Source organism: Streptomyces uncialis (assembly GCF_036250755.1).
GTDB lineage: Bacteria > Actinomycetota > Actinomycetes > Streptomycetales > Streptomycetaceae > Streptomyces > Streptomyces uncialis.
Genome location: NZ_CP109583.1, coordinates 7,959,796 through 7,984,019, shown reverse-complemented (window position 1 = coordinate 7,984,019; position 24,224 = coordinate 7,959,796). Strand labels below are relative to the sequence as shown.

Annotated in this window: 22 protein-coding genes; 17 read left to right on the top strand and 5 right to left on the bottom strand. The window is 74.2% G+C overall.

Going from position 1 to position 24,224, the window contains the following annotated elements; translation table 11 throughout:
- Position 1 precedes the first annotated feature (1 nt).
- Positions 2–1,627 (top strand): GNAT family N-acetyltransferase, encoded by a 1,626-nt coding sequence (locus OG711_RS33440; RefSeq protein ID WP_329562298.1) that lies wholly within the window; start codon positions 2–4, stop codon positions 1,625–1,627.
- On the opposite strand, the gene OG711_RS33435 is transcribed toward OG711_RS33440, so the two are convergent.
- Positions 1,603–2,913 carry a trans-sulfuration enzyme family protein gene (locus tag OG711_RS33435; protein ID WP_329562296.1) on the bottom strand — a complete coding sequence of 437 codons (1,311 nt, stop codon included), beginning with the start codon at positions 2,911–2,913 and terminating at the stop codon, positions 1,603–1,605. The two genes, OG711_RS33440 and OG711_RS33435, sit on opposite strands and share 25 nt — an antisense overlap.
- A gap of 60 nt (positions 2,914–2,973) precedes the next feature.
- Between OG711_RS33435 and OG711_RS33430 the strand changes: the two genes are divergently transcribed.
- Entirely contained in the window at positions 2,974–3,495 is a 522-nt protein-coding gene (locus OG711_RS33430) for an Lrp/AsnC family transcriptional regulator (protein WP_329562294.1), read from the top strand.
- Positions 3,496–3,532: 37 nt separating this feature from the next.
- On the opposite strand, the gene OG711_RS33425 is transcribed toward OG711_RS33430, so the two are convergent.
- Entirely contained in the window at positions 3,533–4,069 is a 537-nt protein-coding gene (locus OG711_RS33425; protein ID WP_073794775.1) for a hypothetical protein, read from the bottom strand.
- Positions 4,070–4,285: 216 nt separating this feature from the next.
- On the opposite strand from OG711_RS33425, the gene OG711_RS33420 reads away from it, so the two are divergent.
- The 3 genes from OG711_RS33420 to OG711_RS33410 all read left to right on the top strand — a co-directional run bounded on the left by OG711_RS33420 (position 4,286) and on the right by OG711_RS33410 (position 7,246).
- Positions 4,286–5,977 (top strand): DUF885 domain-containing protein, encoded by a 1,692-nt coding sequence (locus tag OG711_RS33420; protein ID WP_329562292.1) that lies wholly within the window; start codon positions 4,286–4,288, stop codon positions 5,975–5,977.
- Positions 5,978–6,030: 53 nt separating this feature from the next.
- Positions 6,031–6,984 (top strand): ATP-grasp domain-containing protein, encoded by a 954-nt coding sequence (locus OG711_RS33415; RefSeq protein ID WP_329562290.1) that lies wholly within the window; start codon positions 6,031–6,033, stop codon positions 6,982–6,984.
- A 100-nt stretch (positions 6,985–7,084) separates the two neighbouring features.
- Entirely contained in the window at positions 7,085–7,246 is a 162-nt protein-coding gene (locus OG711_RS33410; RefSeq protein WP_405674314.1) for a hypothetical protein, read from the top strand.
- 16 nt (positions 7,247–7,262) lie between these two features.
- Here the strand turns inward: OG711_RS33410 and OG711_RS33405 are convergent, their stop codons facing one another.
- Positions 7,263–7,748, bottom strand: a complete 486-nt coding sequence (locus OG711_RS33405) for a rhodanese-like domain-containing protein (RefSeq protein ID WP_329562288.1) — start codon at positions 7,746–7,748, stop codon at positions 7,263–7,265.
- Between the two features lie 202 nt (positions 7,749–7,950).
- On the opposite strand from OG711_RS33405, the gene OG711_RS33400 reads away from it, so the two are divergent.
- Positions 7,951–8,397, top strand: coding sequence for an Lrp/AsnC family transcriptional regulator (locus tag OG711_RS33400; protein ID WP_329562286.1), 447 nt, complete (start codon positions 7,951–7,953; stop codon positions 8,395–8,397).
- A gap of 125 nt (positions 8,398–8,522) precedes the next feature.
- Here the strand turns inward: OG711_RS33400 and OG711_RS33395 are convergent, their stop codons facing one another.
- Positions 8,523–11,642, bottom strand: coding sequence for an SMC family ATPase (locus tag OG711_RS33395; protein ID WP_329562284.1), 3,120 nt, complete (start codon positions 11,640–11,642; stop codon positions 8,523–8,525).
- Positions 11,639–12,802: an exonuclease SbcCD subunit D gene (locus tag OG711_RS33390; protein ID WP_073794794.1), complete on the bottom strand. Its 1,164-nt coding sequence runs from the start codon at positions 12,800–12,802 to the stop codon at positions 11,639–11,641. Before OG711_RS33390 ends, OG711_RS33395 begins: the two co-directional genes overlap by 4 nt.
- A 503-nt stretch (positions 12,803–13,305) precedes the next feature.
- On the opposite strand from OG711_RS33390, the gene OG711_RS33385 reads away from it, so the two are divergent.
- From OG711_RS33385 to hypF, 11 genes are all read left to right on the top strand, one after another.
- Positions 13,306–14,379, top strand: coding sequence for an NADH-quinone oxidoreductase subunit B family protein (locus OG711_RS33385; protein WP_329562281.1), 1,074 nt, complete (start codon positions 13,306–13,308; stop codon positions 14,377–14,379).
- A gap of 69 nt (positions 14,380–14,448) precedes the next feature.
- On the top strand, positions 14,449–16,233 hold the full coding sequence (locus OG711_RS33380) for a nickel-dependent hydrogenase large subunit (protein WP_073794800.1): 1,785 nt from the start codon (positions 14,449–14,451) through the stop codon (positions 16,231–16,233).
- Positions 16,230–16,718 (top strand): thioredoxin, encoded by a 489-nt coding sequence (locus OG711_RS33375; RefSeq protein WP_329562279.1) that lies wholly within the window; start codon positions 16,230–16,232, stop codon positions 16,716–16,718. The genes OG711_RS33380 and OG711_RS33375 overlap by 4 nt, the downstream gene beginning before the upstream one ends.
- A 2-nt stretch (positions 16,719–16,720) precedes the next feature.
- A complete protein-coding gene (locus OG711_RS33370) occupies positions 16,721–17,362 on the top strand; it encodes a DUF5947 family protein (protein WP_399504727.1) in 642 nt (213 codons plus the stop codon).
- Positions 17,359–18,060: a DUF6084 family protein gene (locus tag OG711_RS33365; RefSeq protein ID WP_329562277.1), complete on the top strand. Its 702-nt coding sequence runs from the start codon at positions 17,359–17,361 to the stop codon at positions 18,058–18,060. Before OG711_RS33370 ends, OG711_RS33365 begins: the two co-directional genes overlap by 4 nt.
- Positions 18,057–19,661 (top strand): hypothetical protein, encoded by a 1,605-nt coding sequence (locus OG711_RS33360; RefSeq protein ID WP_329562275.1) that lies wholly within the window; start codon positions 18,057–18,059, stop codon positions 19,659–19,661. The genes OG711_RS33365 and OG711_RS33360 overlap by 4 nt, the downstream gene beginning before the upstream one ends.
- On the top strand, positions 19,658–20,236 hold the full coding sequence (locus OG711_RS33355) for a hydrogenase maturation protease (protein ID WP_329562273.1): 579 nt from the start codon (positions 19,658–19,660) through the stop codon (positions 20,234–20,236). Before OG711_RS33360 ends, OG711_RS33355 begins: the two co-directional genes overlap by 4 nt.
- Entirely contained in the window at positions 20,230–20,334 is a 105-nt protein-coding gene (locus OG711_RS39205; RefSeq protein WP_385924093.1) for a DUF6893 family small protein, read from the top strand. Before OG711_RS33355 ends, OG711_RS39205 begins: the two co-directional genes overlap by 7 nt.
- Before the next feature lie 197 nt (positions 20,335–20,531).
- A complete protein-coding gene (hypA, locus tag OG711_RS33350) occupies positions 20,532–20,900 on the top strand; it encodes a hydrogenase maturation nickel metallochaperone HypA (protein ID WP_073794811.1) in 369 nt (122 codons plus the stop codon).
- 18 nt (positions 20,901–20,918) lie between these two features.
- The gene (gene hypB, locus OG711_RS33345; RefSeq protein WP_329562272.1) at positions 20,919–21,725 is read left to right on the top strand and encodes a hydrogenase nickel incorporation protein HypB; all 807 of its coding nucleotides are present in this window, start codon (positions 20,919–20,921) and stop codon (positions 21,723–21,725) included.
- Entirely contained in the window at positions 21,722–24,211 is a 2,490-nt protein-coding gene (hypF, locus tag OG711_RS33340) for a carbamoyltransferase HypF (RefSeq protein ID WP_329562270.1), read from the top strand. The genes hypB and hypF overlap by 4 nt, the downstream gene beginning before the upstream one ends.
- Positions 24,212–24,224 lie beyond the last annotated feature (13 nt).

The window sequence follows — 24,224 nt, the reverse complement described above, 5'->3', positions numbered from 1 at the left end:
CATGAGTCGAGAGATGTCCGATGCCCTCCCCGCCGTGCAGAGCCGCCCCGTCCGCCCTCGCTGGCGCCGCGACGTGGTGGAGCTGGCGGCCCTGTTCACCGCCGTGGCCGCCGCGGACACGGTGGCCCATCTGATCGGCCATGGGCCGGACGGTCCCGAGCTGCTGCTCGTCTCGGCGGCCGTCCTGCTGGCCACGGCGGGCTTCCATGTCTGGTGGGCGCGGCGTCACGGTCACGCGCCACCCGCCGCGGATACCGGCGCCCGGCCGCCCGCCGCACGCGAGCGGTCCGGGCCCGCCGGGGACAACGGGAACCCCGGGGACTCCTCCGTACGTTCCGCGCCGTCGGCGGAGGAATCCGGCCCCGGGTCACGTCCCGGGAACGGCCCCGGCACGCCGTCCGGGGCGACCGCGCTGTGGCGGATGCGGGCGACCGTCCAGGACGCCCCGGGCTCCCTGGCCGCCCTGTGCGCGGCGCTCGCCCACCGCGAGGTGGACATCCTGAGCCTCCAGACCCACCCGCTGACGAGAAGCACGGTGGACGAGTTCCTGCTGCGCGCACCGCGCGGGACCACCGCAGCCGAGGTCGCGGCGGCCGTGGCGGGGGCGGGCGGCACGGACATCTGGATCGAACGGGCGGACCCCCATGACCTGGTGGACGCGCCGACCCGGGTGCTGTCGTTGGCGACCCGCACGGCGCTGGACGCGGGGGAACTGCCCTCGGCGCTGCGCGCTCTCCTGGGCCGCTGCACGGTCCGTACCCGGTCCGCGCCCGCCGACGGGGCTCCCGGCCCGGTGGACGGCGGCACCGCGCTGCCGGTCGAGGGCGCCCTGGAGGGCACGGTGATCCGGCTGCACGCGCCGGGAGGCGGCACCCTCGTCGTGGAGCGCCCGTATCCGCCGTTCACCCCGACCGAGTTCGCGCGCGCCCGCGCGCTGGTGGAACTGGACACCCGGCTCGGCCCCCGTGTCCCGCGCGGCCAGGACATCCTGCCCCTGCCGCACGGCGAGGCCGTGACCGTGCGCCGCGCCGATCTGTCGGACGTGGACGCGGCGACGGCCATGCACGGCCGATGCTCGTCCGGCACCCTGCGGACGCGCTATCACGGCCCCGTCCAGGACGCGGACCGCTATCTGCGCCATCTGCTGAACCCGCACTTCGGCCGCACCCTCGTCGCCCGGACGGCCACCGGACGGACCGTCGCCCTCGGGCATCTGCTCTGGGACGGCGACGAGACGGAGGTCGCGCTGCTGGTGGAGGACGAGTGGCAGCGCCGCGGCATCGGCGGTGAACTGCTGCGCAGGCTCGCGGACATGGCGGCGGAGGCGGGCTGCGCGCGGCTGTACGCGCTGACCCAGCCGTCCAACGCGGGGATGATCGCGGCGATGCGCGGGCTCGGTCTGCCGCTGGAGCACCAGTGGGACGAGGGCGCCCTCGTCATCACGGCCCGACTGGACACCGGCCCCGTCGGCCCCGCCAGTCCCGCCGACCCCGCGAGCCGCCAAGAGTCACGGCTCGGGACGGCACCGCCCGGTCCGACGGCCCACGGCACGGCACCGCCCGGTCCGACGGCCCACGGCACGGCATCTCATGGCGCGGCACCTCATGGCGCGGCGTACGTGTCGTAACTCCCCGCCGCCGTACCCCCGCCCGTACGACCACCCGGCCCCGCGTCCAGCGCCTGGTCCAGGTCCCGCCACAGGTCGTCCACGTCCTCCAGTCCCACCGACATCCTCAGCAGCTGTTCGGAGACCCCGGACGAACGGCGGTCGCCCTCCGCGACGATCCGGTGGCTGATCGACGCGGGATGCTGGATCAGGGTGTCGACGCTGCCGAGGCTGACCGCCGGGGTGATCAGCCGCACCGCGGCGATCACCTCGTGCGGATCACCGGCCACCTCGAAGGCGACCATCGCACCGCCCAGCCGCGGGTAACGCACCTGGCGGACCCGGGGATCGGCGGTGAGCCGCCGGGCCAGCTCCGCCGCGGTCGCGGACGCGGCCCGCACCCGGACCGGCAGGGTCGCGAGGCCGCGCAGCAGCAGATATCCGGCCAGCGGATGCAGGACCCCGCCGGTGGCGAAGCGGACCCGGCGCAGATCGCGTGCGGTGGCCTCGTCGCAGGCGACGACACCGCCGAGCACGTCCCCGTGCCCGCCGAGGTACTTGGTGGCGCTGTGCAGCACGATCCGGGCACCGCTCTCCACGGGCCGCTGGAGGACGGGCGTGGCGAAGGTGTTGTCGGCGAGCAGCGGCACCTCTCCGCACTCGCGGGCGACGGCGCGCAGGTCCAGTTCCGCGAGGGTCGGGTTGGCCGGGGACTCCACGACGACGAGACCGGTGTCCGGGCGGATGGCGTCCGCGATGCCTGCGGGGTCGACCCAGGTCACCTCGGTACCGAGCAGCCCGGCGCCGAGCAGATGATCGCTGCACCCGTACAGCGGCCGGACGGCGACGACATGCCGGAGTCCGGCCGCGCTCCGTACCAGCAGCACCGCGGTGAGGGCCGCCATGCCGCTGGCGAACGCGACCGCGCTGCCGGTGCCCTCCAGCCGGGCGAGTGCCGTCTCGAAGCGGGCCACCGTGGGGTTGCCGAGCCGGGCGTAGACCGGGGGGCCGTCCGGTTCGGCGCCGTCGGCGGCGAACGCGTCGATGCGGGCGGCCTCGCCCCGGCTGTCGTACGAGGGGTAGGTGGTGGACAGGTCGAGGGGCGGCGCGTGCAGTCCGAGCCCGGGGAGGTCTTCGCGCCCCGCGTGCACGGCCTCCGTCTCCAGGGCGCGCGCGGTGGCCCGTACCGTCTCGTGCCTCGGGGCCTGGGCGGACGGGGCGGCGGGGGTCGCCCGCGTACCGTCCGGGCGGGGTCCGTCGGCGGACTCCGGGCCGGGGTGTGTGCCGGGATATGTGTCGAGGTCCATGGACACCAGGCTGAACACCGCCCGGCCGATCGGCGCCGAACCCCGTGCTACGTTCGGCGGATGGCCGAAAGCGTCGCTCTCGATCCGGTGGACCTGCACATTCTGCGCGTCCTTCAGAACGACGCCCGGAGCACGTACCGCGATCTCGCCGCGCAGGTCGGGGTCGCGCCGTCGACATGTCTGGACCGGGTGGCCAGGCTCCGCCGCAGCGGGGTGATCCTCGGGCACCGGCTGCGGCTCGATCCGGCCAAGCTGGGACGCGGGCTCCAGGCGCTGCTCAGTGTGCAGGTGCGTCCGCACCGGCGGGAGCTGGTGGGGCCGTTCGTGGAACGTGTCCGCGCGCTGCCCGAGGCCCGTTCGGTGTTCCATCTGACGGGGCCCGACGACTATCTCGTGCATGTGGCGGTGGCCGACGCCGCGGATCTCCAGCGGCTGGTGCTGGACGAGTTCACCTCACGGCGGGAGGTGGCGCGGGTCGAGACCCGGCTGATCTTCCAGCAGTGGGAGTGCGGTCCGCTGCTGCCACCGGGCACGCCGGCGCCGCCGGGAACGACGGCGCCGGGTGGCACCGCCCCGGCGTGACGCGACCCGACCGAACGTCACGTCACGTCAGCGCGGATCAGCAGGGCACCCGCTCGCCCTCGTCCAGCGCCGACTCCGTGCCGACCCAGAACTCCCCCTGGTCGAAGGTGAGGCGCAACAGCACCGGCCACCCCTCCATGTCCTTCTCGAAGCAGAGATCGGCCTGTTCACCGGGCGGCAGCCCGGCGGGGTCCTGGGCCGTCGCGACCCGCGACCAGCCGTCGCCCTCCGCGAGTTCCCGGTAGTGGTCGCGGACCGCCCGGTGGTCGCCGCCGAAGTCGTAGCCGCGGGTGGCGGACAGCAGTTCGTCGCCGCTGTCGTCCAGGCAGCCCACCTCCGGGGTGTGCCAGCCCTTCGACGCCCGCGCGCCCTCGGGCGGTGTCGCGAGGATGCCCACGGCGGACATCTCCTCGGCGCGCCCCTCGGTCCCCAGACAGTCGTCGTCCTCCAGAAGCAGACCGCCGAGCAGCCGGTCGAGCGCCAGCAGCAGTGCCGAGCCGAGGACCAGCGCCCCCACCACGCTCACCGCGACGAGCTGCGAGAACGTCAGCCCCTTGGATCGTGCGAAACCCATCCCGCCCCCAGGTGCGTCCAGGACGCCCCTGCGATTCCGGTTTGTGGCGCCCGGGGCAGAAGGTACACCCCGGCGCGCCCGAGTGGGACGGCTCGGCGTCCGCCCCGGGACACCGGACGGCCGGAACCCGGGGGTCGTCCACGCGGGGCACCGCCGGCCGAAGCCGAGAGCGGAATCCCCGTGACTGCGCCGGGGTCCTCATATGAGGATGGCCGCATGTCAGAGATCCAGAACCCGCTGCCCCGCGAGGTCGCCGACGCCTATGTCGACGAGCTCATCGCCCTCGACCCGGTCACCGGAACCTATCTCGGTGTGCGTGCCAGTTCGTCCGCGCTGCCGGACTACTCCCCCGCAGGTCAGGAGGGGCTCGCCGAGCTGGCCCGCCGTACGCTCGCCGGTCTGGAGGCCGCCGAGGCCCGGCCGGGCGCCGACGCGGACATCGAGCGGCGCTGCGCCCGGCTGCTGCGTGAGCGGCTGACGGCGGAACTGGCCGTCCATGACGCCCACGAGGGACTGCGCGCCGTCGGGAACATGCACTCCCCCGCCCACTCCGTCCGTGAGGTGTTCACGCTCACCCCGGCCGACACCGACGAGGACTGGGCGGCGATCGCCGCCCGGCTGCGCGCGGTGCCCGGGGCCCTCGCGGGCTACCGGGAGTCGCTGGGCCTCGGTCTGGAGCGCGAGCTGTACGCGGGCCCGCGCCCCACCGCCACGTTCGTCGAGCAGCTCGCCGAGTGGACGGGACCCGACGCGGACGGGCTCACCTGGTTCGAGCAGTTCGTCGCGCCGGGCCCCGAGTCGCTGCGCGCGGAGCTGACCGCCGCGGCGCGTACCGCCACCCAGGCGTTCGCGGAGCTGCGCGACTGGATGGCCGAGGTCTACGCGCCGACGGTGGAGGGGGCGCCGGACCCGGTGGGCCGGGAGCGCTACGCGCGCTGGTCGCGCTACTTCAACGGCACGGACCTCGATCTGGACGAGGCGTACGCGTACGGCTGGGCGGAGTACCACCGGCTGCTGGCGGAGATGCGGACCGAGGCGGAGAAGGTCCTGCCCGGCGCGGCCACGCCGTGGGTGGCGCTCGCCCATCTGGATGTGCACGGGCGGCACATCGAGGGTGTTGAGGAGGTGCGGGTCTGGCTCCAGGAGCTGATGGACAAGGCCATCGAGGCGCTGGACGGCACCCACTTCGACCTCGCGGACCGGGTGCGGGTGGTCGAGTCCCGGATCGCCCCGCCGGGCAGCGCGGCGGCCCCGTACTACACCTCCCCGTCGGAGGACTTCTCCCGCCCCGGGCGGACCTGGCTGCCGACGATGGGCCTGGACCGCTTCCCCGTGTACGACCTGGTGTCGACCTGGTACCACGAGGGGGTGCCCGGTCACCATCTCCAGCTCGCGCAGTGGGCGCATGTGCGGGAGGACCTGTCGCGCTACCAGGCGGGCATCGGCGGTGTCAGCGCCAACTGCGAGGGCTGGGCCCTGTACGCCGAGCGGCTGATGGACGAGCTGGGCTTCCTCGCGGACCCCGAGGAGCGGCTGGGCTATCTCGACGCGCAGATGATGCGCGCGGCACGGGTGATCGTCGACATCGGGATGCATCTGGAGCTGGAGATCCCGGCCGATTCGCCGTTCCACCCGGGTGAGCGGTGGACGCCGGAGCTGGCGCAGGAGTTCTTCGGCGCGCACAGCAGCCGTCCGGCGGACTTCGTGGAGAGCGAGCTGACCCGCTATCTGTCGATCCCGGGCCAGGCCATCGGCTACAAGCTCGGCGAGCGGGCCTGGCTGCTGGGCCGTGAGCGGGCGCAGCGGCGGCACGGGGACGCGTTCGACGCGAAGGCGTGGCACATGGCGGCCCTGTCGCAGGGCTCGCTCGGGCTGGACGACCTGGTGGACGAGCTGTCCCGGTTGTAGGTCCACCGGTCGGGCCCCCGGTCCGGACCGCCGATCCCCGTGGAGGACCGCGTATGCGTCCCGGATTCCTGTTCTGTCACGACCCGTTGCGGCCCGCCCGGCCCGATCCGGAGTTCGCCGCCGAGGTCACGGCGGTCCGCGCGGCCGGGGCGCCGCTCGCGCTGATCGGCCATGACGCGCTGGCGGCGGGTGACCCGCGCGGGGCGGTGGCCCGGGTACCGCGGGACTCGGGGCCGTACTGGTACCGCGGCTGGATGCTGCCGGCGGTGGAGTACGGGGAGCTGGCGCGGGCACTCCGGGAGCGGGGCTGTGCGCTGATGACCCCGCCCGGGGCGTATGTCCGCGCCCATGAGCTGCCCGGCTGGTACGCGGTGTTCGCGGAACTGACCCCGCGCAGCGCGTGGTGCCCGGCGAGCCCGGGTACGCCACCGGGTACGGCCGCGCTGACGGAACTGGCCGGGCAGCTGGCGCCGGGTGCCGGGATCGTCAAGGACCATGTGAAGTCCCGCAAGCACGAGTGGGACGAGGCGTGCTTCGTCCCCGATCTCCGTGATCCGGTGCGGCTGTCGGCGGTGGTACGGAGGTTCTTCGCCCTTCAGGACGAGGCACTGGCCGGTGGGCTGGTGGTGCGGGAGTTCGAGCCGTTCGTCCCGGGCGGCGAGGCCCGCGTGTGGTGGCTGGACGGGGAACCGGTCCTGGTCACCGCCCACCCGGACACCCCCGCCGACCGTCCCCGGCCGGAGCTGACGGCGGTACGGGCGGCGGTCGCGGCACTGGGCTGCCGCTTCGTGACGACCGACCTCGCGCTGCGGTCGGACGGCCGCGGCTGGCGGGTGGTGGAGGTAGGCGACGGCCAGGTGAGCGGACTGCCCCGGGGCTCCGGCGGGGCGGCCCAGGCCCCTTCCCCCGGTGTTCCCGCGGGGGACGACGGGTCCGGCCACGATCCGGCCGACGTGCTGGTACGGGCCCTGCACGGAGCGCCGGCCGCGGTTCGGTGGGGTCGGTGACGGCGGGGCGGCGGGACGCGGACCGGACGGCTGTTCGCTGATGAACACGGCCGCCCGTACGCCACCCCCACTCGGGCCGCCGGCGGACGGGGCCTGGGCCGTGATCGAGGCGAACGCGGCCTGGGCGAGCGGTCATTACGCCTGTGACGGCGACGCGGCCCTTGAGGTGCTGCTGCGGTCGTCCCGTCCGCGTGCGGAGGTCCCGGCGGCGGACGTGCCGTTCCTGCGCGCGCTGAGGACGGGACCGGGCCGCTTGTCCTGAGGGTGGTGGTGGTTCGTCAGCAGCCGCAGTCGCCCGACACACGGGGCGCGGTCAGCAGGTCGGCCTCGCGGCGCTCCGGGCCCTGGTGGGTCTCGTACGCGAAGCCCTCCCGGACCCAGTACTCGAAGCCGCCGATCATCTCCTTGACCTGGAAGCCCTGTTCGGCGAGCGCGAGGGCGGCCCGCGCGCCGCCGTCGCAGCCGGGTCCCCAGCAGTAGGTGACGACCGGGACGGACCGGTCAAGCAGCGCGGCGGCCGTGGCCGGGATCAGGGCGGTCGGCAGATGCACGGCGCCGGGCACATGTCCCTGGTCCCACGACTCGGTGGAACGCGAGTCGACGAGGACGAACCCGGGGTCGCCGCCGGTGGCCAGCGCGGCGGCCACGTCCGACACATCGGTGTGGAAGGCGAGCCGGGCGGCGAAGTACGCGGCGGCCCGCTCGGGGGCGGCGGGCGGGGTTCCCAGCACCCGGTGGGCGGGCGACGGGGTGGCCGTGGTCATGGCGAGGTCTCCTGTAGGTGCGTCTTGTCGGTGCGTCTTGTCGGTGCGTCATGGAGGTGTGGCGCGGCGGTCGGCGGGCCCGGGAGGGCCTGCGGTCCGGGTGCCGGTAACGGAGAATCTACGGAGGGAAAGGCCGTTGTTGAACCGGTGATCCACGGACCCCGCCCCGGCCCACCGTGGAATCGACTGGTAGAACTCGGGGATGACCGACCATTCCCCGGACGCCACCGACTGGCTCATCCTCGACGTACTCCAGCGTGAGGGCCGCGCCAGTTACGCGGAGCTGGCGCGGGCCGTGTCCATGTCCCCCAGCGCGGTGACCGAACGGGTCCGGCGGCTGGAGGAGTCGGGCGTGATCCGGGGCTACGCGGCCGTGGTGGACCCGGAGCGGCTGGGGCTGCCGATCCTCGCGTTCGTCCGGCTGCGGTATCCGACCGGCAACTACAAGCCGTTCCACGATCTGGTGGCGGTCACCCCGGAGATCCTGGAGGCGCACCACGTCACGGGCGACGACTGCTTCGTGATCAAGGTCGCCGCGCGGTCGATGAGCCATCTGGAACAGGTGTCCGGCCGGATCGGCGCCCTGGGTTCGGTCACCACGAGCGTGGTGTACTCGTCGCCGTTGCCGGGCCGTCCCGTCGGGCGCTGACCCGGACTTCGGCCCTCAGGCGTCGGGCCTGGCAGGACCCACGCGTCGACCCGGATGTCACCCCCGGGCACCACCGGAGCGGCCAGGGATCAGCCAGGGAACGGACCTCGGGGCCGGCCCGGGAATCATCCCGCCGCACCCCGCTGCCGCACCACGGACCCGTCCCGGCCCTTCACGACCTCCAGCCGGGCGTGGACGCGCCTTCGCAGATCCGCGACATGGCTGACGATGCCCACACAGCGGTCCCGCTCGCGCAGGGAGTCCAGTACGTCGAGCACCTCGTCCAGGGTCTCCTCGTCCAGGCTGCCGAACCCCTCGTCGATGAAGAGGGTGTCGAGCCGCACTCCCCCGGCCTCGTCGGTGACCACGTCCGCGAGGCCCAGGGCGAGGGCCAGCGACACGAAGAAGGTCTCACCGCCGGACAGTGTCGCCGTGTCCCGTTCCCGTCCGGTCCAGGCGTCGACGACATGGAGGCCGAGGCCCGAACGCCCGCGTCCGGTGCGGTCGTCGGAGTGCACCAGGGTGTAGCGGCCCTGGGACATCCGGGTGAGCCGGAGGGTCGCGGCGGCGGCGACCTGTTCGAGCCGGGCCGCGAGGACGTACGACTCCAGCCGCATCCGGTGCTCGTTGGCGGTGGACGTACCGGCGGTGAGCGCGGCGAGCCGGGCGATCCGGTCGTGCTCCTCGCGCCGGGGGGCCAGCGCACGGGCGGCGGCGGTGGCCCGGGCGGAGAGCCGTTCCAGGTCGTCGCGGTCGCGGATCGCGGCGGCGAGCCGGGAGGCCGCCTCCCGGGACACCCGCTCGGTGTCCCGCGCGATCCGCTCGGCGGCCACCGGATCGGCCGGGGGCCGGGCCGCGGCGGCGGCCGTGTCCACCTCGGTGAGCGCCACCCGGACCTCGGTCTCCTCCTGGCTCCGGAGGTCCACCCGGTGCTGGAGCTCGCGGTGCGCCGCGCCGTCCAGCCGGGCGGCCGCGGCGGCCCCGGGGGTGTCGAACCCGGCGCGGAACGCGGCGTCGGCCGCGCGCGCGTCGGCCTCCTTCAGCCGGTGCGCGGTGTCGGCGGCCGTGCGCACGGCGTCGGCGGCGTCGGTCAGCAGCGTGACGCGGAGTTCGAGTTCGGCGGCGCGGGCGGCGACGCTGGTCGCGGTCCCGCGCGCGTGCGTCAGCTCCGCTTCGAGGCCGGCCGTCTCGCGCTCCAGCGCCTCGCGCCGGGACGCGCGGGCGGCGGCACGCCGGGCCGCCTCCTGCTGGGCGGCGACCCGGCGCGCGTGCTCGTCCTCGGCGCGGTCCAACGCCTCCTGGGCGGCGTGCAGACCGGAGGCGGTGCGATGGGCCCCGGCGAGTTCGTCGCGCAGCGTGCCGACGGCCGCGGCGAGCGCCTCGGCCGGTTCGTCGCCCGCTCCGGCGGTGGCGGCGGCGAGTTCCTCGCGCAGCCGGGCGTGCTCGCGGGTGGCCTCGTCGCGCGCGGCGTCCGCCCGCTGGTAGGCGGTGTGCGCGCGGTCCTCGGTGGCACGGTCCACATGGCCGGGTGACCGGCGCGCGGGGTGCGGGTGCTCGACGGAGCCGCACACCCCGCAGGGCGCGCCGTCGGTGAGGGCGGCGGCGAGTTCGGCGGCGATGCCGCTCAGCCGCTGTTCCTTGAGGTCGAGCCAGTGCTGACGGGCGTCGTCGGCGCGGGTGCGGGCGTCCCGGACGGCCTGCCCGGCCTCGTCGGCGTGGTCGGTGAGCCGGTCACGCAGCCGGGCGGAGTCGAGCCGCCGCCGGGCCGGTTCCAGCTGTCCGGCGAGGTGTTCGGCGCGGGCGACGGCTTCCTGGGCGCGGTCGATGTCGTGGCGCAGCGCGGTCCGGGTGGACTCCCAGTCACCGAGCCAGCCCGTGGCGTCCTGGATGATGTCCTGGTCAGCGCGGTCCTCGCGTCGCGCCCCGGCGCGTTCGTCGGCGAGGGCGGCGAGTCGCCGTTCGGCGCGCCGCGCGGATTCCAGGCCGCCGAGTTCCTCGGTGGCCGTGCGGGCGGCGGCCGTCAGTCCGGCGGCGTCCAGGTCGGTGAGGCCCAGGTCGGTGACGTCCGGTTCGGTGACGTCCGGTTCGGCGGTGGTCCCGTCGGTGGCTTCCGTACGCGGCTCCGAGCCGGTGGGCGCTACCGCGTGGCGCTCCGGCCCGGTGAGGGTGTCCGTGAGGGCCGCCCGGGCGTGGGTCTCGGCGGTGACGGCGTCCCGGTGGCGGGCCTCGGCGTCGGCGCGCAGTTCCAGCGCGGGTGCCACGGTGTCGGCCTTGCGTCCGCGCTCCAGCCGCAACCGGTCCGTCTCGTCGGCCGCCGCCCGTTCGGCCAGCGAGGCGGCGCGTTCGCGGGCCCGGGCGAAACGTGTCTGGAGCCGGTGCAGTTCCCCCGCCTCGCGCGCGGTGTCCCGGGCCGTGCGGTGCCGTGCCTCGGCGGCTTCCAGGGCGCATTCGGCCCGGGTGACGCGTTCCCGGGCGCCGACGCGGACGGTGGCGGCCCAGGCGAGGACCGCGTCGCTCAGTCCGGGTTCGCCGGGTGCCGGGTCGGGCAGTGGCGCGTCGGCGCTGTCCCCGGCGGCCGTCACCATCTGGTTGGCCAGGGCGAGGAGTTCGGTGTCGGCGTCGCGTACGGCGGCCTCGCCCTGGCGGCGCCGCTGCGCGAGGTGCTGTTCCACGTCCGCGAAGCGGTGGGTGTCGAAGAGGCGGCCGAGGAGTCTGCCCCGGACCTCCGCGTCGGCGCGCAGGAACTTCGCGAAGTCGCCCTGCGGGAGCAGGACGACCTGGCAGAACTGTTCCTTGCTCATACCCAGGAGCTGTTTGATCTCCTCGCCGATCTCCTGGTGGGAGCGGCTGAGGTCCTTCCAGGCGCCACGTGCGGTGTCGTACTCGCGCAGCGCGCTGTACGCCTTCTCCTTGGTGGTGCCGTCGCCGCGCTTCTTGGGGCGCGTCCAGGGCGGCCGGCGGGTCACCTCGACCCGGCGGCCGGCGGCGGTGAGGTCGAGGGTGACCTCGGTGACGGTGTCCGGGGCGGCGTGGTCGCTGCGCAGTCCGGTGCCCTGGCCGCTGTTGCGGGAGCCGGGCACCGTTCCGTAGAGCGCGTAGCAGACGGCGTCCAGGACGGAGGTCTTGCCCGCTCCGGTGGGGCCGTGCAGCAGGAAGAGTCCGGCGCGCGAGAGGTCGGCGAAGTCGACCTCCTGGACGCCGCCGAAGGGTCCGAACGCCTGGACGCGGAGCCGGTGCAGCCTCATCGGGGCACCTCCCGCACGATGTCGTCGGCGCGGACCGTGTCGAGCGCGTCGCGCAGGACGGTCCGCTCCCGCGCATCGGGTCCGGCCCCCCGGACATGGGCCACGAAGTCCTCCGCGATCTCCTGGTCGGTGCGTCCGGACAGCCGCCGCGCGTACGAGACGTCCCGTTCGCGCGGGGGGCGGTCGGGGGCGAAGACGAGGGCGAGGGTGTGCGGGAAGCGGGTGGTCAGCCTCGCCATGGCGTCGTCGGGGCGGACGGGGTCGGTGAGGGTGGCCTCGACCCAGGCGTCCTCGTGCGCGGTGAGGAGGGGGTCGTCCAGGAGGTCGGCGAGGCGGCCCCGGAGCCGGGCGAGCGCGCGCGGTACGGGGCAGTCGACGCGTTCGGCCGCTATCGCGCCGTCCGGGCCGAGGTCCACGAGCCACATGCTCTTGCGGTGGTCGGCCTCGGAGAACGAGTAGGGCAGCGGCGAGCCGGAGTAGCGGACGCGTTCACCGAGCCGCTGGCTGCCGTGGAGATGGCCGAGGGCGGTGTAGTCGACACCGTCGAACACCTGCGCGGGGACCGAGGCCACTCCCCCGACCGTGATGTCGCGTTCGCTGTCGCTGGTGCGTCCCCCGGTGACGAAGGCGTGCGCCAGGACGACGGAGCGGGTGCCCGCGGGGCGCCGCGCGAGATCCGCGCGCACCCGGTCCATCGCCGCGCCGAGCACCGTCTCGTGGCGGGCCCGCTCGACGCCGAACACGTCGCCGACCAGCGCGGGCTCCAGGTACGGCAGTCCGTAGAACGCGACGTCGCCGTGATCGTCGGACAGCAGGACGGGGGTGCCGACGGAGGCGGGGTCGGTGCGCAGATGGACGCCCGCGAGCCCGAGGAGTCCGGAGCCGACACCGAGCCGGCGGGCGGAGTCGTGGTTCCCGGAGATCATCACGGTGGGCACGCCGAGGTCCGCGAGGCGGTGCAGGGCGTCGTCGTAGAGCTCCACGGCGGCCAGCGGCGGGACCGCGCGGTCGTAGATGTCGCCGGACACCACCACGGCCTCCACCTCGCGGGCGCGGACCGTCTCCACGAGATGGGTGATGAACGCGGCCTGGGCGTCGAGCATGTTCACCCGGTGGAACGTCCGGCCGAGGTGCCAGTCGGACGTGTGCAGAATCCTCATGACACCTCTCCGGCCCGCATGCGCGCACTCCCCCTCGCAGGCGGCGACCGTACGGGTTCAGCACGGGCACCGCTGTCAGCACCGACCACACCGGGCGCCGACCGGCACCGGGTCCTCACCGGCCTCAGTCTGCCATCCGTGCCGGGGGCGGATGACCGTGACGGCGTACGCGGCCCGGATCGCCGGATCGCCCGGCGCGCAGGTCCGCACGCCCCGACCCCGCAGGCCCGCACACCCCGGCCCCGCAGGCCCGCACGCCCGGCGCCGTGACACCCCGTGACGGCGCCCACCGTTCGGCCGCCCGCGGCCCGGGATTCGCGCCGAGGGCGACCCGTGCCGCCCCACCCGGGCGCCCGCCCGCTCCCCGACCGCCGGACGGCCCGCACCCGGGCCGCTCTCCCGGCGCCCGGTCCGGCCTTTCCGACCGGCGGCCCGTCGCCCGGAATGCTATGACGTTATTGGTCGCTTTCTGACCTTTCGCCCCTCTCCAGGGAGGCACCCTCATGACCGGGACGACCACCAGCGGCACCGACACGGGCACGGGCACGGACACCGATGTCGTGCACATCCTCTGGATCAACGCGGGCCTGAGCTGCGACGGGGACTCGGTGGCGCTGACCGCGGCCATGCAGCCGAGCATCGAGGAGATCGTGACCGGTGCGCTGCCGGGTCTGCCGAAGATCGCCGTGCACTGGCCGCTCATCGACTTCGAGTGCGGCCCCGTGCAGGGCGCGGACAACTTCGTCGAGTGGTTCTTCAAGGCGGACCGCGGCGAGCTCGATCCGTTCGTACTGGTGGTCGAGGGCTCGATCCCCAATGAGCAGATCAAGGAGGAGGGCTACTGGTGCGGCTTCGGTGACGATCCCGAGACCGGGCAGCCCATCACCACGAGCGAGTGGCTGGACCGGCTGGCGGCCAAGTCGACCGCGATCGTCGCCATCGGCACCTGCGCCACCTACGGCGGCATCCACGCCATGGCGGGCAACCCGACCGGCGCCATGGGGGTGCCCGACTACCTGGGCTGGGACTGGACGTCCAAGGCCGGACTGCCGATCGTCTGTGTGCCGGGCTGCCCCATCCAACCGGACAACCTCGCCGAGACGCTGACCTATCTGCTCTACCAGCTCGCCGGGTCCGCGCCGATGATCCCGCTGGACGACAAGCTGCGTCCCGCCTGGCTCTTCGGGGCGACCGTGCACGAGGGCTGCGACCGCGGCGGCTACTACGAACAGGGACAGTTCGCCTCGGAGTACGGCACCCCGGAGTGTCTGGTGCGGCTCGGCTGCTGGGGGCCGGTGGTCAAGTGCAACGTCACCAAGCGCGGCTGGATCAACGGCATCGGCGGCTGTCCCAACGTCGGCGGTATCTGCATCGGGTGCACCATGCCCGGCTTCCCCGACAAGTTCATGCCCTTCATGGACGCCCCGCCCGGATCGCATGTCTCCAGCAACGCCAGCTCCGCGTACGGCGCGGTGATCCGGCGGCTGCGCACGATCACCACCCGGACCCTCGACAAGGAACCCAAGTGGCGGCACACCGGCCGCCGGCTGACCACCGGGTACCGCCGCTCCCCCTGACCCGCGTCCGGCATCGCGCAAGGCCGCCGCCGTCCACCTCCCGCTCGCAGAAGGGCACGAAAAGACACCATGGCCTCAACGACCACAAAAGCCGGTGACGGCAGCGGCCTGACGGAGATGTCCTGGGACCCGATCACCCGGATCGTGGGAAGCCTGGGCATCCATACGAAGATCGACTTCAAGCAGAAGCGGGTCGCGGAGTGCTACAGCACCTCGTCCGTCTTCCGCGGGTACAGCGTGTTCATGCGCGGCAAGGACCCGCGCGACGCCCATTTCATCACCAGCCGGATCTGCGGCATCTGCGGCGACAACCACGCCACGTGCTCGGTGTACGCGCAGAACATGGCGTACGGGGTGAAGCCGCCGCACCTGGCCGAGTGGATCATCAACCTCGGTGAGGCCGCCGAGTACATGTTCGACCACAACATCTTCCAGGAGAACCTGGTCGGGGTCGACTACTGCGAGCGGATGGTCCGCGAGACCAACCCCGGGGTGCTGGAGCTCGCCGAACGCACCGAGGCACCGCACGCCGGCGACCACGGCTACCGGACGATCGCCGACATCATGCGCTCCCTCAACCCCATCGAGGGCGAGTTCTACCGGGAGGCGCTCCAGGTCAGCCGGTACACCCGGGAGATGTTCTGTCTGATGGAAGGGCGCCATGTGCACCCCTCCACGCTCTACCCCGGCGGGGTCGGCACGGTGGCGACGGTGCAGCTGTTCACCGACTACCTGACCCGGCTGATGCGCTACGTCGAGTTCATGAAGAAGGTCGTACCGCTCCACGACGACCTGTTCGACTTCTTCTACGAGGCGCTGCCCGGGTACGAGGAGGTGGGGCGCCGCCGGGTCCTGCTGGGCTGCTGGGGCAGCCTCAACGACCCCGCGCACTGCGACTTCACGTACCGCAACATGACGGACTGGGGCCGCAGGATGTTCGTCACCCCGGGTGTCGTCGTGGACGGCAAGCTGGTCACCAACGACCTCACCGAGATCAATCTGGGCATCCGTATCCTGCTCGGCAGCTCGTACTACGAGGACTGGCAGGGCAAGGACCTCTTCGTCACCCATGACCCGCTGGGCAATCCGGTGGACCCCCGCCACCCGTGGAACCAGCACACCATCCCCGCCCCGCAGAAACGGGACTTCGACGACAAGTACAGCTGGGTGATGTCCCCCCGCTGGTTCGACGGCAAGGAGCATCTGGCGCTGGACACCGGCGGCGGCCCGATCGCCCGGCTGTGGTCGACCGCGCTGTCCGGGCTGGTCGACATCGGCTACGTCAAGGCGACCGGCCACAGTGTGCTGATCAACCTGCCCCGGTCGATGACCAAGCCGGAGACCACCTTCGAGTGGAAGATCCCCCGGTGGAGCAACGCCATCGAACGCAACCGCGCCCGCACCTACTTCCAGGCGTACGCCGCCGCGGCGGCACTGCACTTCGCGGAGAAGGCGCTGGAGGAGGTCCGTGCCGGACGCACCCAGACCTGGGAGAAGTTCGAGGTGCCGGACGAGGGCCTCGGCTGCGGCTTCACCGAGGCGGTGCGCGGTGTCCTCTCGCACCACATGGTGATCCGCGACGGCAAGATCGCCAACTACCATCCGTACCCGCCGACCCCGTGGAACGCCAGCGTCCGGGACAGCTACGGCACCCCCGGCCCGTACGAGGACGCGGTGCAGAACACCCCGATCTTCGAGGAGAACCCGCCGGAGACCTTCAAGGGCATCGACATCATGCGCGCGGTCCGCAGCTTCGACCCGTGTCTGCCGTGCGGGGTGCACATGTACGTGGGCGGCGGCCGCACCCTTCAGCAGATGCACGTCCCCACCGGGCTGAGCGGACTGAGCGGATGACGGCGGAGGCCACCGGCGTACGGGTGCAGGAGGCGCTGGACCGGCTGACCGGCAGCGGCGCCCTGGAGGCGGGCGAGGAACTCGTCCGCGAACTGCTGTCGTTCTACGGCGAGGGCCTGACCGCGCTCGTCGGCGCGCTGCCGCCGGGCGCGCTGGACCCGGCCCTGGAGCATCCGGCCGCGGCCGGGCTGCTCGTCCTGCACGAGCTGCACCCGGAGGGCGTCGACCAGCGGATCGCCCGCGCCCTGGCCGGACTGCCGGACGCCCCGGCCGCACTCGTCGGCTACGAGCCCGGCAGCGGCACCCTGACCCTGCGGCGCGCGGAGTCCGGGGGCGGCTGCGGTTGCGGCGGGGGCGGCGGCGAGCAGGAGATCGAGGACGTGATCGCCTGCCATGCCCCGGAGGTGACCGCGGTGGTCTGGGAGCGGGCCCCCGCGCTGCTCCAGATCGGCAGCCGCCCACCGGTGCCGACGGAGGTCCGGTGACCATCCGCCAGCTCCCCCGTACCGGCTCCGCACTGCTGCGCAGGATGCGGGAACCCGCCCCGCCCCGGCCGGAGCGCTGCACCTTCTGCGGCGCGGGTCTGCCACCGGGGCACCGGCACCTCGCGGACACCGCGGAACGCGCCCTCGTCTGCGCCTGCACGGCCTGTGTGCTGCTGTTCCAGCAGCCGGGCGCGGCGGACGGCCGCTACCGCGCGGTCCCCGACCGGTGTCTGAGCGATCCCGGCCGGGAGCCCGGCGAGGACACCTGGCGGACGCTCGGCATCCCGGTCAGCACCGCGTTCCTGATGCTGGGCACCGCCCCGGCCCGGCCGGTGCTCTGCTACCCCGGCCCGGCCGGGGCCACCGAGAGCGATCTGGAACCGGAGACCTGGCGGACCGCGTTCGCCGGGAACCGGCTGGCGGCGCTGCTGGAGCCCGATGTGGAGGCGCTGCTGCTGCGCCGGACCCATGGCCGCGTCCGGTGCTTCCTGGTGCCGGTCGACCGTGCCTACGAGCTGGTGGGCCGGATGCGGCTGCACTGGCGCGGCTTCGACGGCGGTTCCGAGGCCCATGCCGAACTCGACGCCTTCTTCGCCGCCGTCCAGGAGCGGGCCGTGGCCCTGCCCGAGGAGACGACCCCATGAGCGAACTGCGCTTCCACTGCGTGGGCGTGCGCGCCGACCCGTACGCCGCCGGGCCCACCCTGGTCCTCCGGCTGCGGATCACCGCCGAGCCGGACGTCCCGGTGCACGCGGTCGCGCTGCGCTGCCAGTTGCGGATCGAACCGGCGCGCCGGAAGTACGCCGAGGGTGAGGGCGAGCGGCTGACGGACCTGTTCGGCGAGCGTTCCCGCTGGGGCAGCACGCTGCACCCGATCCAGTTCGCGCAGGTCGCCCTGATGGTGCCGGGGTTCACCGGTGAGACCGAGGTGGACGTCGTCGTGCCGTGCACCTACGACCTGGACATCGCCGCGACCCGCTACTTCCGGGCCCTGGACGAGGGCGAGGTACCGCTGTTGCTGCTGTTCTCCGGCACGGTCTTCAGCGGTCCCGCCGGTTTCCGGGTCACCCCGGTGGCCTGGGACCGCGAGGCCGCCGTCCGGCTGCCGGTACGGGTGTGGCGGGAGATGATCGAGCAGCACTTCCCCGGCTGCGGCTGGCTGCGGCTCCCCGGTGACCTCATGGACGCCCTGCTCGCCTTCCGCACCCGCCGCGGGCTGCCGTCCTGGGAGGACACCGTACGCGCGCTGCTGGCCGCGGCGGAGCCCGCCGCCGGGGAACCCGTCGGTATCGCGGAACCCGCCGGTATCGGGGAGCCCGCCGGTATCGGGGAGGGCGTATGACCACGGACGCGACCGGAGCGCCCGGTGCGGCGGACGTGACCATTGCGACAGGTGCGACCGGCTGTACGGACGCGGCCGGCGACACAGGTACGACCGGCCGGCCGGCGCGCGGTCCCGAGGACACGGTGCGCTTCTCCGACGAACCCGTGCGCTTTCCCGAGGACGTGGAGCGGCGCCTCGCGTCGGTGCGGCAGATCGCCGACGCCGTGCTGTTCGAGGGCTATGTGCTCTACCCCTACCGGGCGTCGGCGGCCAAGAACCAGCTCCGCTGGCAGTTCGGCGTACTCGTCCCGCCCGGCTGGGCCGCGGTCTCCGGGGAACCCGCGCACCAGCGGACCGAGCTGCTGATGGAGCCCCGCCCCGGCGCCCGGCTCGCGGTGGAGCTGCGGTTCCTGCGGGCCCGGCGCAGAACCGTCCAGCGCGCGACGGAGGACGGCCGCTGGACGGACGTCCCGGAACTGGACCTGGGCGAAAGGGTGCTCGTCCCCTGGGACGAGGGCGTGGAGGAGCACGTCCGGCTGCTGGTGCCGGTGGAGGACCTGGCGCGCGACGACGGAGTCACCCACGCCTTCCGGCTGCCCGCGTGCGAGGAGGAGGAGCAGGTCGACGAGGCGGGTGTCCGGGTGGGACGGCTGCTGCGGGCGCGCGAGAGCGCCGAAGCGGTGATCCGGCTGCGGACCCAGGAGGTCCCCGGGCCGTACGGCGCCCTTCGGCTGACGGCCGTCGTGGAGAACACCAGCGGCTGGACGGCCACCGGCGCGGACCGCCGGGACGCCGCGCTGCCCCACTCGCTGGTCTCCGCGCATCTGCTGCTCGCCCTCGACCGGGGCACCTTCCTCTCGGTGACCGATCCGCCCCGCTGGGCCGCGCCGGCGGTGGCCGGCTGCCGCAACGAGCACACCTGGCCGGTACTGGCCGGGGAACCGGGCCGTGACCAGGTGGTGCTGTCCTCGCCGATCATCCTGGAGGACCATCCGCGGATCGCCCCGGAAAGTCCGGGCGCGCTCTACGACGCCACCGAGATCGACGAGATCCTCGCGCTGCGCACCGCCGCGCTGACCGACCGGGAGAAGCGCGAGGCCCGGGGCACCGACGACCGGGCGGGCGCCGTGATCGACCTGGCCGACTCGATGCCCCCCGAGGTGCTGGAACGGCTCCACGGCGCGATCCGCGCCCTGGACGCGGTGTCCCCTCCCCCGGACCCAGCGGATCCCCTGGACCGGTTCAGCGCCTCGCCCCTCACCGGAGTCCCGGACGACGGCGTGCCGACCTACGGTGTCCCGGCCGACCCGGCGCGGCCCTGGTGGGACCCGGGGGCCGACCGGGACGTGGACCCCGCCCGGGACCGGGTGCTGATCGACGGCCGGCAGATCGGTGCGGGGAGCCGGGTGGTGCTGGGCGCCGGGGGCCGGCGCACCGACGCGCAGGACGCGTTCCTGCACGGGCGCACCGCGCTGGTGGAGGCGGTCCTGCACGATGTCGACGGCTCGGTGCATCTGGCGGTCACCGTGGAGGGTGACCCCGGGGCGGACATCTGGCGGGCCCAGGGCAGGTTCCGCTACTTCCAGCCCGACGAGGTCACCCCGCTGGAGGAGTCATGACCGGCCGACGGACGCTGGTCGCGGGCGTCGGCAACATCTTCCTCGGTGACGACGGCTTCGGCGTCGAGACCGTCCGGCGGCTGGTCCTCGCGGGAGTGCCGGACGGGGTCGACGTGGTCGATGTCGGGGTGCGCGGCGTCCATCTGGCGTACCAACTGCTCGACGGCTACGGGACGGTGGTCCTGGTGGACGCCGCGTCCCGTGGCGGGGCGCCGGGCACCGTCTATCTGATCGAGGCGCAGGCGGGGCCGGTGGAACCGTCGGGTCCGGCCGCGCTGGACGGCCACCGGATGGGTCCGGACGCCGTGCTCGCGCTTCTCGCGACGCTCAGCGCGAGCACCGGGGGCGTCCCGCCGGAACGCGTGCTGGTGGTGGGATGCGAGCCCGCCTCGCTGGAGGAGGGCATCGGGCTGAGCGCCCCGGTGACGGCGGGGGTCGAGCAGGCCGTCCGGCTGATCCGACGGGTCGTCAGCGGAGAGACCGTCGGCGACGAGGCCGTCAGCGAGGGGGCCGTCGAAGAGGGTGGGCAGGCGGCGGGGGTCGAACCGTCCGGCAGAAAGGCACCATCATGCTGAAAGCCCTGCTCGCCACGGCCGCGGGGGCCGCCGCCGTGGTGGTGATCCGGCTGACCCTGCCCGACCTGAGGCGGTATCTGCGGATCTCCCGGATGTGAACCGTGCTCGTTCCCGGGCACGGCGGTGCGGCGCGGCCGTCCGGGGACGGCGCTGCTGCGAACGGGGCGGGCCGCACCGGCGGGCGGCGTGGCACCCGGCCCCTCCCGCGACCGCGCCGTGCAATGGAGCCGCGGTCACGCCGGACGACGGAGCCGCCGTCGACCGTCCGGCACGCGCCGTGGAACGAGGCGTACCGATGCATGAGATGTCGATCGCCGCGGCCGTCGTCGACCAGGTGACCTCGGCCGCCGCCGACCGGGGCGCGACAGCGGTGACCACGGTCCGGCTCGATGTCGGTGAGCTCGCCGGGGTGGTACCGGCGGCCCTGGACTTCTGCTTCGCGCTGGTCTGCGAGGGGACGCCCCTGGAGGGCGCCCGTCTGGTGACCCGGAGCGTCCCGGCGCGGGCGCGGTGCGGTCCCTGCGACACCGAGTGGTCCCCGGGCGTCCCGCCCGATCTGGTGTGTCCCCGCTGCGGGGGCGCGCGGGCCGAGCTGCTGACGGGCCGTGAACTACAGATCCGCGACGTCGAGTGGGCCGACGGCCCGCTGCACGCGCACAGCTGACGAGGAGGACGGTGTCCCATGTGCCGTACGACCGATCTCCGGCAGGCGGTACTCGCCCACAACGACGACAGCGCGCGGGCGCTGCGGGCCGAGCTGGCGGCCAGGGGGACCGTCGCCGTCAGCCTGCTGTCCAGCCCCGGCAGCGGCAAGACGGCGCTGCTGGAGACGGAACTCGCGCTGGCCCGCGAGCGCGGTGTCCCCGTGGCCGCGCTGACCGCCGACCTCGCGACCGAGAACGACGCCCGGCGGCTGGCCCGCACCGGGGTACCGGTCCAGCAGGTGCTCACCGACGGTCTGTGCCATCTGGAGGCCGTGATGCTGCGCGGGTACCTCGCGGGCTGGCTGCCGTCGGACACCCGGGTGCTGTTCGTGGAGAACGTGGGCAATCTGGTCTGTCCGGCCTCCTACGACCTCGGTGAGTCGCTGCGGGTGACGCTGGCGTCGGTCACCGAGGGCGAGGACAAGCCGCTCAAGTACCCGGGCGCGTTCGGGCTGGCCCAGCTCGTTCTGGTCACCAAGACGGACATCGCCGCGGCCGCCGGCTTCGACCGGGACACGTTCCTGGCGAACGTCGCCCGGGTGAACCCCGGTGTGGAGGTGGTGTTCACCTCGGCGCGCGACGGGCAGGGTCAGGGGGTCCTGCTGGAGCGGGCCCTGGCCGTGCGGGACGGCGCCGAGGCGCACCGCCCGGTGATGACCCGTACCGCCGGGGACCGGGACACCCCGCCCGTCGTCCTGCCGCAGCCCCCGGGCGGCACCCACGCTCACCCGCACGAGCACGCGCATCCCCACCCGCACCCGCATCCGGTCGCGGACCAGTTGTGACCTCGACCGGGGGGTCCGTGGCGGCGGCGCGCCGGAGGGTCGCCGTCCAGGGGGTGGTCCAGGGCGTCGGCTTCCGGCCGTTCGTCTACTCACTGGCCACCGAACTCGGGCTATCCGGACATGTCGTCAACACCGGCGAGGGTGTCCTCGCGGAGATCGAGGGCCCGCCGGACGCGGTCGACGTGTTCTGCCGCCGGGTGGCGACGGACGCGCCGAGCCCGGCGGCCGTCGACTCGGTCCGGCACGAGGTCATCGCGCTCACCGGGACGAAGGGCTTCGTGATCACCCCGTCCCGCGCGGTCGGGTCGAGGGGCGCGAGCCTCATCCCGCCCGACACCGCGACCTGTCCGAAGTGCGTCGCCGAACTGCGCGACCCCGCCGACCGCCGCCACCGGCATCCGTTCATCACCTGCACGGGCTGCGGCCCCCGCTTCACCATCGCCACGGCACTGCCGTACGACCGGGCCCGGACGACGATGGCGGGCTTCCCGCTGTGCGAGCGGTGCGAGCGGGAGTACGGCGACCCGGCCGACCGGCGGTTCCACGCCCAGCCCGTCTCATGCCACGACTGCGGGCCCCGGCTCTCGCTGATCGTGCCGGGCGCCGGGCCGCTCGGCGGCGGGCCGGCCCTCGTCCGGGCCCGGGAACTCCTCGCGGGCGGCGCGATCCTGGCGGTCAAGGGCATCGGCGGCTACCACCTGGCGTGCGACGCGGGCGACCCGGCGGCCGTCGCCCTGCTGCGCCGCCGCAAGCGGCGCGGCGACAAGCCGTTCGCCGTGATGGCACGGGATCTCGCGGACATCGAGCCGCTGGTGGAGCTCGACCCGTTGGAACGGGAGCTGCTGACCGGGCCGGTGCGGCCGGTGGTCCTGCTGCGGCGCCGGACGGACACCCGCGCGGCGGACCGGGAGCGGGCCGCCCCGGTGGCCCTGGAGGCCGTCGCCCCGCGCTGCCCGGACCTCGGGGTGCTGCTGCCGTACACCCCGCTGCACCATCTGCTGCTCGGCCTGCCGGGTGACCCGCCCGGGCCCCGGGTGCTGGTGATGACCAGCGCCAATCTCGGCGGCGAGCCTCTCGTCACCGACGACGGCGAGGCGCTGGAACGGCTCGCGCCGCTGGTGGACGGCTGGCTGACGCACGACCGCCCGATCCATGTCCCCTGCGACGACTCGGTGGTGCGGGTGGTCGACGGTGTGCCGTTCCCGCTGCGCCGGGCGCGCGGCTACGTACCCGCCCCGATCCCCCTCCCGCTGCCGGTGGGCCCGTCGCTCGCGGCGGGCGGCGACCTCAAGAACGTGCTCGCCGTGGCCGAGGGCCGCCGGGCGTGGCTGTCGGGGCACATCGGCGACATGGACGACCTGGCCACCCTGACCGCCTTCGACCGGGCCGCCGAACACCTCGCCGCGCTGACCGGGGTGACCCCCGCGACGGTCGCCGTGGACCGGCACCCGGGCTACCGCTCGGCCGCGCGGGCCCGCCGGGGCCACGACCGGCCGGTGGTACGGGTGCAGCACCATCACGCGCATGTCGCGTCGGTGATGGCGGAGCACGGGCTGGACGGCGGACGCCAGGTCATCGGTGTCGCGTTCGACGGCACCGGGTACGGCGACGACGGCGCGGTGTGGGGCGGCGAGGTGCTGCTCGCGGACTACGCCGGGTTCCGCCGTTTCGCCCAGCTCGCGTATGTGCCGCTGCCGGGCGGTGACGCGGCGGTGGAGCGCCCGTACCGGATGGCGCTGGCCCATCTGCGGGCCGCAGGTATCCCCTGGGCCCGGGACCTGCCACCGGTCGCTGTGTGTCCCGACGACGAACTCCTAGCGCTGGCGCAGCAGTTGGGGACCGGCCTGGCCTGCGTCCCCACGTCCAGCATGGGCCGCCTCTTCGACGCGGTGTCGTCGCTCGCCGGTGTCCGCCACCGGGCCGGGTACGAGGCGCAGGCGGCGATCGAGCTGGAGGGCGCGGCACACGCGTACGGTCCGGCACACGCGCAAGGACCGGGGCACCCTCACGGTCCCGCGCGCCCCCACGGCCCGGTGCCCGGCGGTGACCCCTCGCCCCGCCGTGGTCCGTCGTCCGGCGGTGGCCCCGGGGACGGTGTCGGCCCCGGGCACGGCGTCGGCCCCGCGCCCGCCTACCGCTTCGCGCTGCGTCCGCACGAGGAGCGCTGGCTGGCCGATCCGGCTCCCGTCCTCGCCGCGGTGGTGGCCGATGTCCGGGCCGGGGCGGGGGCCGGCCTGATCGCGGCGCGTTTCCACCAGGCGGTGGTGGACCTGGTGCGCGCGCTCTGCGCGCTCGCGCGCCGCGCCGGCGAGCCGGGGACCGTGGCGCTGACCGGCGGGGTGTTCGGCAACGCCCTGCTGCTGTCGGGCTGCGCGCGGGCGCTGGAGGCGGACGGCTTCACGGTGCTGCGGCACAGGAACGTGCCCCCCGGTGACGGGGGACTGGCCCTCGGCCAGCTCATGGTGGCCGCACGGGCCGTGACCTGAGAGAAGGAGAGCC